Source organism: Stenotrophomonas sp. YJH_SMC_36 (genome assembly GCF_059369935.1).
The window spans coordinates 27,959-42,934 of sequence record NZ_JCAFTD010000007.1; the positions used below are offsets into that span (position 1 = coordinate 27,959).

General features: G+C 67.2%; 14 protein-coding genes. 8 read left to right on the top strand and 6 right to left on the bottom strand.

Annotation, left to right across the window (positions count from 1 at the left end):
- Positions 1-125 precede the first annotated feature (125 nt).
- The 3 genes from prpE to AC5P76_RS14125 all read left to right on the top strand — a co-directional run bounded on the left by prpE (position 126) and on the right by AC5P76_RS14125 (position 3,770).
- Positions 126-2,006, top strand: a complete 1,881-nt coding sequence (gene prpE, locus AC5P76_RS14115; protein WP_065182872.1) for a propionate--CoA ligase — start codon at positions 126-128, stop codon at positions 2,004-2,006.
- 159 nt (positions 2,007-2,165) lie between these two features.
- Positions 2,166-2,669, top strand: a complete 504-nt coding sequence (locus AC5P76_RS14120) for a hypothetical protein (protein WP_053520034.1) — start codon at positions 2,166-2,168, stop codon at positions 2,667-2,669.
- A 45-nt stretch (positions 2,670-2,714) separates the two neighbouring features.
- Positions 2,715-3,770, top strand: a complete 1,056-nt coding sequence (locus AC5P76_RS14125) for a suppressor of fused domain protein (protein WP_065176008.1) — start codon at positions 2,715-2,717, stop codon at positions 3,768-3,770.
- 88 nt (positions 3,771-3,858) lie between these two features.
- On the opposite strand, the gene AC5P76_RS14130 is transcribed toward AC5P76_RS14125, so the two are convergent.
- The 5 genes from AC5P76_RS14130 to AC5P76_RS14150 form a co-directional block, all read right to left on the bottom strand.
- The gene (locus AC5P76_RS14130; protein WP_053520032.1) at positions 3,859-4,470 is read right to left on the bottom strand and encodes a glutathione S-transferase N-terminal domain-containing protein; all 612 of its coding nucleotides are present in this window, start codon (positions 4,468-4,470) and stop codon (positions 3,859-3,861) included.
- Between the two features lie 85 nt (positions 4,471-4,555).
- The gene (locus AC5P76_RS14135; protein ID WP_053520031.1) at positions 4,556-5,014 is read right to left on the bottom strand and encodes a cell wall hydrolase; all 459 of its coding nucleotides are present in this window, start codon (positions 5,012-5,014) and stop codon (positions 4,556-4,558) included.
- A gap of 301 nt (positions 5,015-5,315) precedes the next feature.
- On the bottom strand, positions 5,316-7,346 hold the full coding sequence (locus tag AC5P76_RS14140) for an NADPH-dependent 2,4-dienoyl-CoA reductase (RefSeq protein WP_253118858.1): 2,031 nt from the start codon (positions 7,344-7,346) through the stop codon (positions 5,316-5,318).
- A gap of 102 nt (positions 7,347-7,448) precedes the next feature.
- Complete coding sequence (gene yczE / locus AC5P76_RS14145; RefSeq protein ID WP_065182876.1) at positions 7,449-8,093, bottom strand: membrane protein YczE; 645 nt, start codon at positions 8,091-8,093, stop codon at positions 7,449-7,451.
- Between the two features lie 99 nt (positions 8,094-8,192).
- Positions 8,193-9,212: a zinc-binding alcohol dehydrogenase family protein gene (locus tag AC5P76_RS14150; RefSeq protein ID WP_253118859.1), complete on the bottom strand. Its 1,020-nt coding sequence runs from the start codon at positions 9,210-9,212 to the stop codon at positions 8,193-8,195.
- 357 nt (positions 9,213-9,569) lie between these two features.
- Between AC5P76_RS14150 and AC5P76_RS14155 the strand changes: the two genes are divergently transcribed.
- The 4 genes from AC5P76_RS14155 (at position 9,570) to AC5P76_RS14170 (ending at position 12,640) form a co-directional block, all read left to right on the top strand.
- Complete coding sequence (locus tag AC5P76_RS14155; RefSeq protein WP_053520027.1) at positions 9,570-10,661, top strand: OmpA family protein; 1,092 nt, start codon at positions 9,570-9,572, stop codon at positions 10,659-10,661.
- 220 nt (positions 10,662-10,881) lie between these two features.
- Positions 10,882-11,388 (top strand): hypothetical protein, encoded by a 507-nt coding sequence (locus AC5P76_RS14160; protein ID WP_065182879.1) that lies wholly within the window; start codon positions 10,882-10,884, stop codon positions 11,386-11,388.
- Positions 11,389-11,408: 20 nt separating this feature from the next.
- Complete coding sequence (locus tag AC5P76_RS14165; protein ID WP_414488243.1) at positions 11,409-12,215, top strand: pseudouridine synthase; 807 nt, start codon at positions 11,409-11,411, stop codon at positions 12,213-12,215.
- An 86-nt stretch (positions 12,216-12,301) separates the two neighbouring features.
- Positions 12,302-12,640, top strand: a complete 339-nt coding sequence (locus tag AC5P76_RS14170; protein ID WP_253118860.1) for a hypothetical protein — start codon at positions 12,302-12,304, stop codon at positions 12,638-12,640.
- A 109-nt stretch (positions 12,641-12,749) separates the two neighbouring features.
- Here the strand turns inward: AC5P76_RS14170 and kbl are convergent, their stop codons facing one another.
- The gene (gene kbl / locus AC5P76_RS14175; protein WP_065175932.1) at positions 12,750-13,958 is read right to left on the bottom strand and encodes a glycine C-acetyltransferase; all 1,209 of its coding nucleotides are present in this window, start codon (positions 13,956-13,958) and stop codon (positions 12,750-12,752) included.
- Between the two features lie 199 nt (positions 13,959-14,157).
- Here kbl and AC5P76_RS14180 point away from each other — a divergent pair, with 199 nt between their 5' ends.
- Positions 14,158-14,850, top strand: a complete 693-nt coding sequence (locus tag AC5P76_RS14180; protein WP_053520023.1) for a TorF family putative porin — start codon at positions 14,158-14,160, stop codon at positions 14,848-14,850.
- Positions 14,851-14,976: the final 126 nt, after the last annotated feature.

Below are 14,976 nucleotides of genomic sequence, written 5' to 3' on the forward strand. Positions count from 1 at the left end.
TTGCCTCTGCAGGTGCAGGGCGGCAGCCCTGCATGGAAAACCCACCCCCCTACCAAGGTAGGGCGGAACGCGCGGCAACGCGGCACTATGCTCGAACCCATGACTTCGTCTGGGAGGGCTGCGTCATGAACTACGAGGAAACCTACCGCCGCTCGATCGACGAGCCGGAGGCGTTCTGGGGCGAGGAAGCCAAGCGCATCCATTGGCACAAGCCGCCGCAACAGGTGCTCGACTACAGCAATCCGCCGTTCCGGCGCTGGTATGTGGGCGGCGAAACCAACCTCTGTTACAACGCGGTCGATCGCCATCTGGACACTCGGCCCGACCAGCTCGCGCTGGTGGCCATTTCCACCGAAACCAACAGCACCCGCGAGATCACCTACCGCCAGCTGTACCGTGAAGTGAACGACTTCGCTGCCGTGCTCCAGCGCCTGGGCGTCGGCCATGGCGACCGCGTGGTCATCTACATGCCGAACATGGCCGAAGCCGTCTTCGCGATGCTGGCCTGCGCGCGCATCGGGGCCGTGCACTCGGTGGTGTTCGGTGGATTCGCCGCGCACAACCTTGCCCTGCGCATCGATGACGCCAGACCCAAGCTGCTGATCGCGGCCGATGCCGGCATGCGCGGAGGCAAGCTCATTCCCTACAAGCCGATGGTGGACGCCGCCTGTGCGGAAGCCGGGCATCCACCGCCGCACGTGCTGATCGTTTCGCGCGGGCTGGATCCGGCCGAGCCGCGCATCGAGGGCCGCGACGTCGAGTACGCGACGCTGCGCGCGGAAGTCGGTGCCGTCGATGTTCCGGTGCAGTGGCTGGAAGCGAGCGAGCCGAGCTATCTGCTGTATACCTCCGGCACCACCGGCAAGCCCAAGGGCGTGCAGCGTGATGTGGGCGGATACGCGGTGGCGATGGCACAGTCGATGGAGACCGTCTTCGACTGCAAGCCGGGGCAGGTGATGTTCTCCACCTCCGATGTCGGCTGGGCCGTAGGACATTCCTACAACGTGTATGGACCGCTGATCGGCGGTTGCACATCGCTGTTGTACGAAGGCCTGCCGACCCATCCGGATCCGGGCATCTGGTGGGCCCTGTGCGAGCAGTACAACGTGCGCACGATGTTCTCCTCTCCCACCGCGATCCGCGTGCTGAAGAAGCACGACGCGGATTTCATCCATCGCCACGACCTGCGCGCGTTGAAGTACCTGTTCCTGGCCGGCGAACCGCTGGATGAGCCGACCGCGCACTGGATCAATGAAGCGCTGGGCAAACCGATCATCGACAACTACTGGCAGACTGAAACCGGCTGGCCGGCCTTGACCCTGTTGCCGGGCCTGGAGATGAAGCCGGTGCGCTTTGGTTCGCCGGGCTTCCCCAACCTCGGTTACCGCATGAAGGTGATCGACGAGAACACCGGCGAAGAAGTCGCACCCGGGCAGAAGGGAGTCCTGGTGGTCACCCCGCCATTGCCGCCGGGCTGCATGAGCACGGTGTGGAACGACGACAGCCGCTTCCTGCAGAGCTACTTCAGCCATTTCAAGGAGCTGCTGTACAGCTCGCTGGACTGGGCGATCCGCGACGATGACGGCTACACCTTCATCCTCGGCCGTACCGACGATGTCATCAACGTCGCCGGGCATCGCCTGGGGACACGTGAGATCGAGGAAGCGATCTCCAGCCACCCGCGTGTGGCGGAGGCCGCGGTGATCGGCGTGAAGGATGAACTGAAGGGACAGGTGCCGCTGGTCTTCGTCACCCTCAAGCAGGGGCTGGGGGGCGAAGACCCTGCACCGGTGGTGGCGGAGATGATGGCAACGGTGACCACGTCGCTGGGGGCGGTTGCACGGCCGGCGCACGTGCACGTGGTCAACGCGTTGCCGAAGACGCGCTCGGGCAAACTGCTGCGGCGCTCGCTGCAGGCGCTGGCCGAGCAGCGCGATCCCGGCGATCTGTCGACCCTGGATGACCCGGCCGCCCTGGAGGAGATCCGCCGCGCGCTGGGACGCTAGACCGGTCCTGTATTGCCGGGGCCGCGTGCAGCGGGCCGAGGCAAGGGATGCAGCGGTGCTGCACCGCAGCGTTCACCGTACCAGCGGTGCGTTAAGCTCGATGCCGGGGAGCGCGTCCGTCAGGGCGCGCAGGCATGCGCATCATGGAACGGGGGAGCTATGGCACTGCTGCACGCCAAGACGGCCGCTGGCCGCCAGGAAATCGAGGATCGTGCGCGGCGCCTGCCGGCCGCGCTGCGCTCGATCCTGCTGATGGTCGATGGTCGCCGCGATGACACCGAACTGCGCAGTCTGCTCGAAGGACTGCGGGCGCCACCCGATGCGCTGGAACAGCTGGCCGCGATGGAGCTGATCGAAGTGGTGGGGGGCAGCGCCGATGCGGTGCCGGTCGCTGGCCTCAGCAATGGTCGCGAACAGGACCCGGCGCTGTATCAGCAGCTGTACGAGGCGATGAGCGAAGCCGTGCGGCGCCACCTCGGGCTGAAGGGCTACTTCATGCAGTTGAAGATCGAGCGCTGCACCGATGCCTCGGCCCTGGAGCGCCTGTGCCCGGAACTGCTGGCGGCGGTAGGCAAGGCACGCAGCCCGGCACTGGCACAGCGCTGGTGGCAGGAAACGCAGGCATCGCTGGCAGCCGGCGATCGCGGAGTCGTGCAGGCCTGACGCAGCGCGTAGAGTGGATGGTTTCATTCCCATCAGGAGCCTCTCGTGCAGGACGACCACGACGACACCGACACCCCGGGCTGGGACGCGATCAATGCGGCGTTGGCGCCGCTGTACGCGGGCCAGGAGCCCCTGCATTTCGGAACGGCATTGCCGTACACGCTGGGCGGCCAGGATCCCCTCGATGGCATCAGTGTCTACCGTGCGGAGGCGCCGGTACCGCACTGGCACTACATCACCTATGGCCTGTCCGAGCTGTACGCCAAGGAGAGCAGTGACGCCGAAGCAAGCGGCTACGGATTCGAGCTGACCTTCCGTCTGGCAGCAGGCGAGGGCGTGCACGCCGAACAGGCACCGCCCACATGGCCGATGAACCTGCTGCAGAACCTGGCGCGCTACGTGTTCGGCAGCGGCAACGTGTTCGAGGATGGCCACCACCTTGACGCGAACGGCCCGATTGCCCTCGAGTCCGACACCCGCCTGCGCCATCTGGCTTTCATCGCCGACCCGCAGTTGCCGGCGCGCGAGACGGCCAACGGCCGCCTGCAGTTCCTGCAGCTGGTCGGGCTGACGGATGGGGAAATGGCTGCAGTGAAACGCTGGTCGACCCGCGGGGTGCTGCACGTGCTGGAGCCGGCGATGCCCCTGTGGATCACCGATCTGCATCGGGGCGACCTGCTGGATGATCCGGCACTGGCGGCGCAGGTGCAGGCGGGCAGTGCGCGGGAGGGTTCCAGCACCGGCATGTTGTTCATTGAAACGCTGGACTGGCGACAGGTCTCGGGCGTGACCACGCTGGTGCTCGGCGCCGGCCAGGTGCCGAGCGTGCGCGAGCTGCTGCCGCTGCGCCTGCACCATGGCGCATCACTGGTGCTGGTCAGCCGTGAGCGCCAATGGGAGTTCACCCCGGCTGCGGGCGGCGGCGCCAACGACGTCGATGCCGACAGCGCGCGCTGGGCATTGGATGCACAGGGGGTCCAGGCGTGGCAGGACGTGCGTGCCGAGCGCGGGATCTACCCGCTGGGCGGTCAGCTGCAGGTCGAGGTGGTGCCGACGCTGCTGCGTGACGCCAAGGGTGCCGTGATCCGCGAGATCGGTTGAACGGTGGACACGGGGCGCCGGCGATGCCCGGCGCCGGGCCGGGACGCCGGATCGGAGCCGCCTGCGCTGCCGGCGGCTCCGTGTGCGGTCAGGCCAGGCCTTCGGCCTTCAGTGCGGCCTGTACGCCGGCATCGGCGTCCATGCGCGCCTTGTAGGCGGCCAGATGATCCAGCCCCGACAGGTCGACCTTGGCGCCGGCTGCCCAGCGCAGGGTGATGTAGAAGTACGGGTCGGCGAAGCTGCGGAAACCGGCCAGCCAGGGCTTGTCCGCCAGCTGCCGGTCGGCCGTCTCGAACAGGCCGCGCAGGCGCTTCCGGGCGGCCGCGCGGATCGCGTCGTACTGGCTCTCATCGCCTATGAACTTGCCCGGTGCGAACAGCGGCGAGAACGCCGGGTGCACATCGGAGTTGACGAAGGCCAGCCAGCGGGTGGCCTCGGCACGCTGGCGCGGGCTGCCGTCGCCGGCCAGGCCGGCCTGCGGGAAGCGGTCGGCGATGTAGCCCATGATGGCCGCGTTCTGCAGCAGGATGAAGTCGCCATCGACCAGCGCCGGAACCGAGCCGGCCGGGTTGATCTTGAGGAATTCCGGCCCCTTCAGGGTGTCCTTGTCGAGCAGTTCGACCTCGAACGGCTGGCCGGTCCACTGCAGGGCGATGTGGTCGGCGGTGGAGCAGGCACCGGGCTTGCTGTACAGCTTCATGGGAACTCCAGGCGGGGTGTGCGGGAATCGCCCACTATCCCAGAGGCTGCCGGCGCGCGGCAACGCTGCCGCCGGCAACAGTTCGTTACGACTGCCGGGGCTTGAGGTTCTGCACCTTATAGAAGGTGTGATCACCGATGGTGGCCACCTGGTAGGCATTGCGCCAGTTCGGGCTGGCGATGGCCAGGGCGGCGAAATGGCTGGCACCGGGGACGATCTCGCGGCGCTCGCCGGCCGGCAGCGCCCAGTTGCGCTCCGCATCGAAGGCCACGCTCATGGCCTCGCTCCAGGCCGCGTCGTTGCCCAGCTGGGTGCCGGGGGAGACGATGGTCGGGGCGAACTGCTTGCGTGCGGTCACCACCTGGCACATCGAGTCTCCCCACAGGCCGCTGTCGAGGCGGCGCAGTGCCACTTCGGCCACGGCCTGCTGGCCGCGCAGGGTCTGGTCGCGGGCTTCCAGGTACACGGTGGTGCTCAAACACAATGAATCAGCCGCCGGCTGGGGCAGCAACTGCGACAGCCAGAGAATCCAGGCCAGTTTCATATAACTCCTTGCTCCGTATGGGCCGCACCACGGGGTTCCGGCCGAAGAGAGGGCAGGAGGCGGGGTACGACTTGGCGTCATGGGGAGGCGGCCATCGGGGCCGCCCCGTGGGCGGCCCGGGAAAAGAGGATCGATGAACGATCCGGGAGGGCCGCACCGGCTCACCGGAAACTGGGTGGTGAGCGGAAAGTTGGCGCAAGGTAGGGGGGGCTGGCCGAACGCATCATGAATCGCCCAGCTTGACATTCAGCTTCGAGGCGGGTGACGGAAATCACATTCCCGCCGCCCATTCAGGTGTGGATCAAAGGGCGGCTGCCACCCGGCTGCCCTGATCGATGGCGCGTTTGGCGTCCAGTTCGGCGGCCACATCGGCACCGCCGATCAGCTGTGCGCTGATGCCCGCCGCCTGCAGTTCGGCCTGCAGCGCGCGGTTCGGTTCCTGCCCTGCACAGATCACCACATGATCCACCGGCAGCAGCTGTTCGCTGCCTTCCACGCGGATGCGCAGCCCCTGGTCGTCCACGCCGAGATACTCGACGCCGCCCAGCATCCGCACGCCCTTGGCCTTCAGCGTGGCGCGATGGATCCAACCGGTGGTCTTGCCCAGGCGCGCACCCGGCTTGCCGGGGCTGCGCTGCAGCAGCCACAGCCGGCGTGGCGAAGCGTCCACCTGCGGACGGGCCAGCGAGCCGCGGGCCTCGAAGGTGGCGTCCACCCCCCATTCGGCCATCCAGCGCTGCGGGTCCAGCGACGGCGATGGGCCCTCGTGGCTGAGGAATTCCCCGACATCGAAGCCGATGCCGCCGGCACCGATGATGGCCGCGCTGGCGCCCACCTCGACCCGGCCCTGCAGCACGTCCAGGTAGCTGACGACCTTGGCGTGGTCCGCGCCGGGGAAGTCGACCCGGCGCGGCGTGATGCCGGTCGCCAGCACGACCTCGTCGAAGCCGGCCAGACAGGTCGCATCTGCCCGGGTACCCAGGCGCAGCTGCACGCCGGTGTCCTGCAGCTTGTGGCGGAAATAGCGCAGCGTCTCGTGGAACTCTTCCTTGCCCGGGATGCGCTTGGCCACATTGAACTGGCCGCCGATCTCGTCGCTGGCGTCGAACAGGGTGACCTGGTGACCGCGCTCGGCGGCCACCGTGGCGCAGGCCAGGCCGGCCGGGCCCGCGCCCACCACCGCCACCCGCTTCGGTGTGGACGTCGGGCGGTAGACCAGTTCGGTTTCGTGCGCGGCCCGCGGATTGACCAGGCAACTGGCCAGCTTGTTCTCGAAGACGTGATCCAGGCATGCCTGGTTGCAGGCGATGCACGTGTTGATCGTGTCGGTCCGGCCGGCGCGCGCCTTGTTCGGCCATTGCGGGTCGGCCAGCAGCGGGCGCGCAAGCGACACCATGTCCGCACCGCCGTCGGCGAGAATGCGCTCGGCAACCTCGGGCATGTTGATGCGGTTGGTCGCCACCAGCGGCACCGCCACATGCGGCTTCAGCTTGGCGGTGACCCCGGCGAAGGCGGCGCGGGGCACCGAGGTGGCGATGGTGGGAATGCGCGCCTCGTGCCAGCCGATGCCGGAATTGATGATCGTCGCGCCCGCGGCCTCGATGGCCTGCGCCTGCTGCACGATTTCCTCCCAGTTGCTGCCGTCCTCAACCAGATCCACCAGTGACAGCCGGTAGATGATGATGAAATCCGGGCCGCAGGCTTCGCGGATGCGGCGCACGATCTCCACCGCGAAGCGCATGCGCTGGGAGGCATCACCGCCCCAGCGGTCCGTGCGCGTGTTGGTGCGGGGGGCGATGAACTCGTTGATGAGGTATCCCTCCGAGCCCATCACTTCGACACCGTCGTAGCCGGCTTCGCGTGCCAGCCTGGCGCTGCGCGCGTAATCGGCGATGTGCCGTTCGACGCCGCTGGCCGACAGTGCGCGCGGGGTGAACGGATTGATCGGCGCCTTGAGCTTCGAGGGCGCCACCGACAGGGGGTGGTAGGCATAGCGGCCGGCGTGCAGCAGCTGCAGACAGATCTTCGCGCCATGCTGGTGGGCGGCGGCCGTCAGTTGCCGGTGCGGACGCACTTCCCAGGGCCAGGACAGCTTGCCGCCGAAGGGTTTGAGCCAGCCGACCACGTTGGGGGCGAAGCCGCCGGTGACGATCAGGCCGACGCCGCCTTCGGCGCGCTCGGCGAAGTAGGCGGCCAGGCGCGGGAAATCGCGCGCGCGATCTTCCAGCCCGGTATGCATCGAACCCATCAGCACCCGGTTGCGCAGCTGGGTGAAGCCCAGATCGAGCGGGGCGAACAGGTGGGGATAGGCGCTTTCGTTGGCTGGCGACATGGTCGATACGCTTGCGTACGGAAGCGCGAAGCGTGCCGCGAAACGGCGGTCGGGGCAAGGGGCGGGCGAATCGGTAGCGCCGGGCCATGCCCGGCGATGCGGCTACCCGTGGCCGCGCTGCGCGCTCGCCGGGCGTGGCCCGGCGCCACCCGCCGGCAGGGGCCGGCCGATGCCGAACCAGCCCAGCGTCACCCCGCACAGCGGGCCGATCAGCAGCGCAAAGGCCAGGGTGCCGACGCCCACGTTGCCTCCCAGCCACCAGCCCAGCAGCAGGACGCTGCCTTCGATCAGGCTGCGCACCTTCCAGATCGGCCAGCCGGTGCGGGCATGCAGGCCGGTCATCAGCCCGTCGCGCGGGCCGGGGCCGAGCCGCGCGCCGATGTACAGGCCGGTGGCCAGTGCCACCAGCAGCATGCCGGCACCGAACATCGCCACCTGCCAGACCAGGCCGACAGCCGGCGGCAACAGCCACAGGCCAAACTGCGCGGACGGACCGATCAGCAGCACGTTGAGCACGGTGCCGACGCCCGGCTTCTGCCGCAGGGGCCACCACAGCAGCAGGACCAGCGCGCCGATCACGTTCGTGGCCAGGCCGAAGGACAGCGGGGTCTGCGCCGCGACGCCCTGTGACAGCACGTCCCAGGGCGCGACACCGATCGCGGCACGGATCATCAGCGAGGCGCCAAAGCCGTACAGGAACAGGCCGACGATCAGTTGCAGCAGGCGCAGGGGCAGGGCAGTGGGCATGGGAGCGCTCGGGGGGAGGGAATCTGTCTCCACCGTAATCCCGAATCGCCAGCTTCCATAGATACAGATCCGGGTGAATCCTGCGCCACAGCGCGCGCGTCAGTCGTCCCAGCCTGCCAGGGCCAGCTTGCCCAGCGTGCGGCCGCTGGCCAGCCGCTCATGCGCCGCCTGCAGGTTGGCGGCATTGATCGTGCCGAGTGTCTCGCTGAGCGTGCCACGCAGCTGGCCTGCATCGATCATGCTCGCGGCGCGGCTCAGGATGCGGTGCTGCTCGATGCGGTCGGCGGTATCGAAGCGCGATCGCGCGAACATGAATTCCCAGTGGATGCCGATGCATTTGGCCTTGTACGGGTCGCCGATGCGCAGCGCGCCACGGGGTTCGACGATCAGCCCGACGTGCCCCTGCGGCGCCAGCAGCTGGCCCAGTTCATCCCAGTAGTGATCGGTGTCGGCCAGGTTGAGCGCGATCTGCACGGCGCTGACGCCCAGTGCCTGCAGCTGCGGCTGCAATGGCTGGCGATGGTCGATCACGTGATGGGCGCCCATCTGCCGGCACCAGTCGGCCGACTGCTCGCGGGAGGCGGTGGCAATGACCGTGAAGCCGGCATGGCGGGCCAGCTGGATGGCCATCGAGCCGACGCCGCCGGCGCCGCCGATCACCAGCAGGTGCTGCCCGGCGTGGCGGCGGTCATCCAGATGCAGCGGCATGCGCTCGAACAGCAGCTCCCATGCGGTCAGCGTGGTCAGCGGCAGCGCCGCTGCCTCGGCGAAATCCAGCGTGGTGGGCTTGCGTGCGACCAGCCGCTCATCCACCAGCTGATACTGGGCATTGCAGCCGGAGCGGGTGACATCGCCGGCGTAGTAGACCTCGTCGCCGGAGGCGAACAGGCGGGCGTCCTCGCCGATGGCCTCGACCACGCCCGCCGCATCCCAGCCGAGCACCCGCGGCGTGTCCAGCGTGGCCGGATCGGTGGCGGCACGCTGCTTGCCGTCGACCGGATTGATCGAAACCGCCTGCACGCGGACCAGCAGATCGCGGCCGGCTGGCGGCAGCGGCGGCGGCAGCCGGAGATCCTGCAGGGCGGGGGCGGATTCACGACTCAGGGCGACGGCTTTCATCTCGGCTCCGGCTCGGTTTCCCTTTTCATCATAAGGTTCCTCACGTTTCCGGGGGCGCGCTGAATCTCCTTCGCCGCGCGTTCCGCAGAATGTCGCCTGCGTTGCCTAAACACCGTCAAACCCTTATGGGGTGAGGGTCTTGCGGATTTTCATCATCCTGTATAGGGTTTCAACGTCGGACCGGTGGCCGGTCGGGCGCAACACTTCACATGTTACGGGACTGTTAACATGGCCTTCACCCGCCTGAGCATAATGTTCGCGGCGGTGGCGTGCTGAATCGGCTGTCTGAACATCGACGCAGTAGTGCTGGCCCATGCCTCTACCGGTTTCATACCCCCGAAATAGGAGCTGTACTCAATGAACAAGAAGATCCTTACTGCCGCGCTGCTGGGTGGTCTGGCTTTCGCCCAGGCTGCTTCTGCGCAGGAGTTCGATGACCGCTGGTACCTGACCGGTTCGGCCGGCTTCAACTTCCAGGACAGCGACCGTCTGACCAACGACGCTCCGTTCGTGACCCTGGGCCTGGGTAAGTTCATCAGCCCGAACTGGTCGCTGGACGGTGAGCTGAACTACCAGAACCCGAACTTCGACAGCAATCAGGACCTGAACTGGTCGCAGTACGGCATCTCGCTGGACCTGCGTCGCCACTTCATCAAGGAAGGCCGCGGCTGGAACCCGTACATCGTCGGTGGCCTGGGCTACCAGAAGTCGGAAGAAGAGTACCCGGCGATCAGCGTCAATGGTCCGCGTGAGCGCAAGGACGGCAACGTTGCCGCCAAGCTCGGCGTCGGCCTGCAGACCACCTTCGACAAGCGCGTTGCTGTCCGCGCCGAAGTGGCCTACCGCGCTGACTTCGACGACAAGAGCTACCACGCTGCCAGCGAAGACTGGTTCGGCGACGTGCTGGCTTCGGTCGGCGTCGTGATCCCGCTGGGCCCGGCTCCGGTCGCGGCTGCTCCGGCTCCGGCTCCGGTTGCCCCGAGCTGCGCCGACCTGGATGACGACGGTGACGGCGTCAACAACTGCGACGACAAGTGCCCGAACTCGCAGCCGGGTCAGACCATCGGTCCGGACGGTTGCCCGGTGCCGGTCTCGATCGACCTGAAGGGCGTGAACTTCGACTTCGACAAGTCGAACCTGCGTCCGGACGCCGTGGCCATCCTGAGCGAAGCCACCGAGATCCTGAAGCGTTACCCGGATCTGCGCGTTGAAGTCGCCGGTCACACCGACTCGAAGGGTACCGACGCTTACAACCAGAAGCTGTCGGAGCGCCGCGCCACCGCGGTGTACAACTACCTGACCAAGAACGGCGTGGACGCTTCGCGTCTGGTCGGCCCGATCGGCTACGGCGAGAGCCGTCCGATTGCTCCGAACACCAACCCGGATGGTTCGGACAATCCGGAAGGTCGCGCCAAGAACCGTCGTACCGAGCTGAACGTCCAGAACTAAGTTCTGACGTTTCGCCCGCAAGACACAGCAGGACCCGGCTTCGGCCGGGTCTTGTTGTTTCTGCGGCGGGAAAAGCCGGAACGGGCCTTGATGGACCAACCGTTTGTCGGCTTTTTGTCCAAAAAACCAATGAGTTGGCGCATTCATTGAAAGTGGCGCTTGAAAGCTGTCGCCGCATTGCTACACTCGCCGCGTCACCTTCCTTCCGTGGATGCCTCTCATGCTGCGCTCTGCATCGGCCGCCGTCCTGGCGCTGGCCCTGGTTCCTGCCGCTCACGCTGCGGTCGATTGCTCGGTCAATACCAGCGCTTCGCCGCTGCCGCTGCCGGCCACGACCATCGCGCCGGTGGCCGACGAGCTGTACATCCGTGGCAACCAGCTGGGCATGCCGGCCGGTGTGCTGAGCAGCAGCTACGATCCTTCGCAGTCGCTGGACCAGGTGCTGCAGCGCCTGCGCATCGACGGCTGCCAGAACATCGCCAAGGCGATTCCGAGCGCGCCGGCGGTGAAGCCGAACGATCCAGCGGCGTACAAGCCGCAGACCGAATTCGACAATACGCCGTGGCGCTTCGACATGAGCCAGAACGGCAAGCGCATGACCGCCGAGGAATTCGATGCCTGGATGAAGGCGCGTGGCGTCCGCGTGGTCAAGGCGCGCCCGGCACCGGTGGCCACCCCGGCCGCGGCCGAAGCACCGGCTGAGACCAAGCCGGTCGATAAGAAGTAACCGTCGCGGGGAGCAGAGGCTTGCGTACGCGCCGCCCACCTGCCGCCCCCGCCGCCCGCTCCCACGTCCTGCGTGGGCGCGCGGATCCGGATGCATCCAAGGGTGTGCGCCATGGCCTGGCGCGTGTGCTCTCCAAGGCCGGCGTGTGCTCGCGCAGCGAAGCCGCGCGCTGGATCGCCGAGGGCCGCGTGCGCGTCTCCGGCCGCATCGTCCGTGACCCGGAGTTTCCGATCGGCAGCCCGGCACCTCCCATCGAGGTCGATGGCCTGCCGCTGGCGCCGCCGCAGCGGCTTTACCTGATGCTCAACAAGCCGCGCGGGGTGGTGACCACCGCGCAGGACGAGCGCGGCCGTGACACCGTATACCGCTGCTTCGACGGCGCCGGCCTGCCCTGGATCGCGCCGGTCGGCCGGCTGGACAAGGCCAGTGAGGGCCTGTTGCTGTTCAGCAACGATCCGCAGTGGGCGGCGCGCCTGACCGATCCGCAGACCGGGCCGGACAAGACCTACCACGTGCAGATCGATCGCCTGCCCGATGCGGCCACGCTGGCGGCGCTGCAGGCCGGGGTGGACGACGAGGGTGAATTCCTGGCCGCCCGGGCCGTGCGCGTGCTGCGCAGCGGCGACAAGACCGCGTGGCTGGAGGTGGTCCTCGACGAGGGCCGCAACCGCCACATCCGCCGCCTGCTGGCGGCCTTCGACCTGCAGGTGCTGCGCCTGGTCCGGGTCGCGATCGGCGACCTGGCGCTCGACGATCTCGGCAAGGGCCAGTGGCGGATGCTGGAGGTCAATGACCAGCAGCGGCTGGGGGCCGCTGCACCGGGCTGAGCGTCATGCCCGCGGCCGGCGGATGCCGGTCACCGTTCCAGGCGTAGGGGGCGCCTGGTCGTCGAAATCCCGAACGGAGCCTGCCCATGTACCACTCGTCCCTCAACCGAACCCTGCGCTGTGCCGGCCTGCTGCTGCCGATCGTGCTGCTGGCCGCCTGCGGTGGCCACAAGAAAATGGCCAAGACGGAAACGCCTGCCGAAACCCCGGTGGTGGAAGTGAAAACCCCGGAACTGGATGGTCGCGGCAGTTACCGCTTCCTGATGAGCGACGGTGACAGGAAGATGACCGCCGACGAGTTCGATGCATGGATGAAGGCCAATGGCATCCGCGTCGCCCGTGGCAATACCCAGGACGCTGCCGCCAAACCGGTCGTGGTGGCCAGCAAGGATGAGCCGAAGGACAAGAAGAAAAAGAAGAAATGACGCAGGGCGGCGCGCTACGCCCCTGGTAGGTGCCGACCTTGGTCGGCACGCTTTTGGGTGCTGGGGTCAGAGCCCTTTCCTGCGCAAAGGGATCCGACCCCGGGCATCATCAACCCTTGATCACGCCCAGCTCGACGCCGATGCGGGAGAAGGCGTCGATCGCGCGGTCCAGCTGCTCGCGGCTGTGCGCGGCGCTGATCTGGGTGCGGATACGTGCCTGTCCCTTGGGCACCACCGGGAAGAAGAAGCCGATCGCATAGATGCCTTCCTCGAGCAGGCGCTCGGCGAACTTCTGCGCCAACGGTGCGTCGTACAGCATCACCGGGCTGATCGGATGCACGCCCGGCTTCACGTCAAAGCCGGCGGCGGTCATCTTCCCGCGGAAGTACGCGGTGTTCTCGGCCAACCGGTCGCGCAGGTCGTCGGCGGCAGCCAGCATCTCGAAGGCCTTGATGCCGGCGGCGACCACATGCGGCGGCAGCGAGTTGGAGAACAGGTACGGGCGCGAGCGCTGGCGCAGCAGTTCGATCACTTCGGCGCTGGCGCAGGTGAAGCCGCCCAGTGCGCCCCCCATGGCCTTGCCCAGAGTGCCGGTGATGATGTCGATCTTTTCCAGCACACCCTTCACTTCGGCCGAGCCACGACCGGTGGCGCCCAGGAAACCCGTGGCATGGCATTCGTCGATGTGCACCAGCGCGTTGTACTTCTTCGCGAGCGCGGTGATCTCGTCCAGCGGTGCAATGAAGCCGTCCATCGAGAACACGCCGTCGGTGGTGATCAGCTTGGTCCTGCAGCCGGCGGCGTCGGCGGCCTGCAGCTGCGCTTCCAGGTCGGCCATGTCGCAGTTGGCGTAGCGGAAGCGCTTGGCCTTGCACAGGCGCACACCGTCGATGATCGATGCGTGGTTCAGTGCGTCCGAGATGATCGCATCGTTCTCGCCGAGCAGCGGCTCGAACAGGCCGCCGTTCGCATCGAAGCAGGCCGCATACAGGATGGTGTCCTGCTTGCCGAAGAAATCGGCGATCTGTTTCTCGAGCTGCTTGTGCAGGTCCTGGGTGCCGCAGATGAAGCGCACCGAGGCCATGCCGAAGCCGTGGGTATCCAGAGCATCCTTGGCGGCCTGGATCAGGTCGGGATGATCGGCCAGGCCCAGGTAGTTGTTGGCGCAGAAGTTCAGCACCTTGCGGCCATCGGCCAGCGTGATCTCGGCCGATTGCGGACTGGTGATGATCCGCTCGGACTTGAACAGGCCCTGGGCGCGGATGGCGTCCAGTTCCTCGGCATAGTGGCGGGTCAGGGCGGAGGAGGCGTCGGTCATGGCGTGGGCACGGCTCAGCACGGGAAACCGACGATTCTACCGGGCATCGATGGCTGGCGACCGGCGGCAGGCAGGCACCGCCATGGCCGGCACATGTTGCAATGCAATAGCAAACGGGTTAAAAAATCGTGAACCGGCCCGTTCTGGCTCCGGTTCCCGCAACTGCCCTGCACGCCACCGCCCCCCACCGGAGACGACCATGAAGCACGCTCGTGCCTGCCTCGCCCTTGCCGCCGCCCTGACCTTGGCCCCGTTTGCCGCCAGCGCCCAGGACAGCGAATCGCCGTACAGCTGGAACGTTACCGCCGTGTCGGATTACCTGTTCCGTGGTGTGTCGCAGACCGATGAGGATCCCACCCTGCAGGCCGGTTTCACCTATACCAGCCCGGTTGGTCTGTATGCCGGTGTCTGGGGATCGGGCGTGGACTTCGGCCCGGGCGACCCGAGCGTTGAAGTGGATTACCAGATCGGCTACGGCGTCGACGCCACCGAGCGCGTGAACTTCGATGTGCTGCTGAACCGCTACACCTACCCCGGCGCCAGCGAGCTGAACTACAACGAGCTGATCACCACCACCACGTTGGATGACACCTACAAGCTGACGGTGGCCTACAGCAACGACGTGTGGAACAGCAGCACCGATGGCTGGTATTACGCGCTGGGCGGCGAGTGGGGCCTGCCGCAGGATTTCACGCTGAGCGCCAGCGTCGGCCGCAGCACCTTCGAAAAGGGTATTGCCAAGGATTACACCGACTGGAACGTTGGCGTGGCCCGTACCTGGGGTCTGTTCACCCTCGGCCTGGGCTACTACGGCACCGACGGCAACGGCCGCGACAACAGCGGCAAGCTGGCCGACAACCGGGTGGTGTTCACGGTGGCGGTAGGCCAGTAACCGGCATATGACATCAAACGAAAAAGGCACCCCTGGAGGTGCCTTTTTCGTGTCTGGCGTCGGGAACCCTGTGCCGGCCAACGGTCGGCGCTACCGCATCCTGGCTGGAGGGGAGCCCCCTGGCAG

What these genes read in the sequence shown, in the direction of transcription:
- AC5P76_RS14140 (WP_253118858.1), bottom strand. Translation starts at nt 7,346, where the DNA reads ATGTCGCCAGCCAACGAAAGCGCCTATCCCCACCTGTTCGCCCCGCTC.
- yczE (WP_065182876.1), bottom strand. Translation starts at nt 8,093, where the DNA reads ATGCCCACTGCCCTGCCCCTGCGCCTGCTGCAACTGATCGTCGGCCTG.
- AC5P76_RS14180 (WP_053520023.1), top strand. Translation starts at nt 14,158, where the DNA reads ATGAAGCACGCTCGTGCCTGCCTCGCCCTTGCCGCCGCCCTGACCTTG.
- AC5P76_RS14170 (WP_253118860.1), top strand. Translation starts at nt 12,302, where the DNA reads ATGTACCACTCGTCCCTCAACCGAACCCTGCGCTGTGCCGGCCTGCTG.
- AC5P76_RS14135 (WP_053520031.1), bottom strand. Translation starts at nt 5,014, where the DNA reads ATGAAACTGGCCTGGATTCTCTGGCTGTCGCAGTTGCTGCCCCAGCCG.
- prpE (WP_065182872.1), top strand. Translation starts at nt 126, where the DNA reads ATGAACTACGAGGAAACCTACCGCCGCTCGATCGACGAGCCGGAGGCG.
- AC5P76_RS14155 (WP_053520027.1), top strand. Translation starts at nt 9,570, where the DNA reads ATGAACAAGAAGATCCTTACTGCCGCGCTGCTGGGTGGTCTGGCTTTC.
- AC5P76_RS14120 (WP_053520034.1), top strand. Translation starts at nt 2,166, where the DNA reads ATGGCACTGCTGCACGCCAAGACGGCCGCTGGCCGCCAGGAAATCGAG.
- AC5P76_RS14160 (WP_065182879.1), top strand. Translation starts at nt 10,882, where the DNA reads ATGCTGCGCTCTGCATCGGCCGCCGTCCTGGCGCTGGCCCTGGTTCCT.
- AC5P76_RS14130 (WP_053520032.1), bottom strand. Translation starts at nt 4,470, where the DNA reads ATGAAGCTGTACAGCAAGCCCGGTGCCTGCTCCACCGCCGACCACATC.
- kbl (WP_065175932.1), bottom strand. Translation starts at nt 13,958, where the DNA reads ATGACCGACGCCTCCTCCGCCCTGACCCGCCACTATGCCGAGGAACTG.
- AC5P76_RS14150 (WP_253118859.1), bottom strand. Translation starts at nt 9,212, where the DNA reads ATGAAAGCCGTCGCCCTGAGTCGTGAATCCGCCCCCGCCCTGCAGGAT.